1 protein-coding gene is annotated in these 1,073 nt (G+C 64.6%); it reads left to right on the forward strand.

Annotated features, from left to right (window positions below; translation table 11 throughout):
• Window positions 1-265: 265 nt before the first annotated feature.
• A partial coding sequence (locus AC097L_RS26050; RefSeq protein WP_479589584.1) for an alpha/beta fold hydrolase occupies window positions 266-1,073 on the forward strand: 808 nt, incomplete at its 3' end.

Here is a 1,073-nt window from a genome sequence, read left to right on the forward strand (position 1 = left end):
GCACACCAGTTACGTTTGCTGGCAATTAAGTGCCTGATTTATGAGCCTTTACGCATGGGGCGGGCCTTACCATGCACCATCAGTTCCGCCTTAACGCCGTAAACGCTGGCGCAGAACCCATTGGTTTCAACCGCTCAGCACACCTGCCAGAGTGCCTTTAAAACCCCGATGGCGTGTGCCGACAGAAAGAAGTCCTCATGGGAATTCCCTGCCTCCACCGCCTCGGCGTAGCCGATTTTCCCCACCTGGTTTCGGCGCTGGAACCATGAGCGGCAGCTCCCCCCTTTTCGCCACCACGGACGACGGTGTTCGCCTGGCACTGCGCCGCATCGGCGCGCCGAATGGCCGCCCGGTGCTGCTGTCGCATGGCTCGTTTTCCAACCACGGCACCTGTATGGGGCTGGCCACGTACCTGGAGAGCATGGGCTGGACGGCCTGGGTGTTTGACTGGCGCGGTCGCGGAGGCAGCGCCAAACCAAGAACCGGTGCCAGCTTTGATGCCGTGGCCCGCTGGGATGTCCCGTGTGTGGTGGACGCGGTCCTGGCCTACAGTGGCCACGAGCGCCTGTTCTGGGTGGGCCATTCTGGCGGCGGGCTGGTGGCGGCCATGTGGTTGGCACGGCATCCCCGGTCCACACAGCAGAAGATTGCCGGCCTGGTCATGCTGGCCAGCCAGGCTACCGAGGCGGCACGGCATTGGCGGGCCCGTGCCGCACTGCGGCTGTTTGATGGCTATCTGCGCTGGCAGCACACCGCCCACGGCCCCCGCCTGCGCATGGGCCCGGAAAACGAAGATGCCGCCATGATGCGCCAATGGTGCCGTTGGAACCTGCGGCAAACCTTCCACGGGCAGGACGGTTTTGACTACCTGGCGGGGCTGTCGCATCTGACGCTGCCGGTGCTGGCCCTGGCGGGCAAGGGCGACCGGCATATCGCCCCCCCACTGGGCTGCCACAAGCTGATGCAGGCCTTTGGCAGCACCGACCGCAGCTTCGAGATCTGTGGCAAGGCCCAAGGCTACCTGGAGGACTACACGCACAACCGCCTGATTCTTTCGCGCAGTGCCCACAAGG

This window comes from Rhodoferax sp. RT5P35, assembly GCF_056521385.1.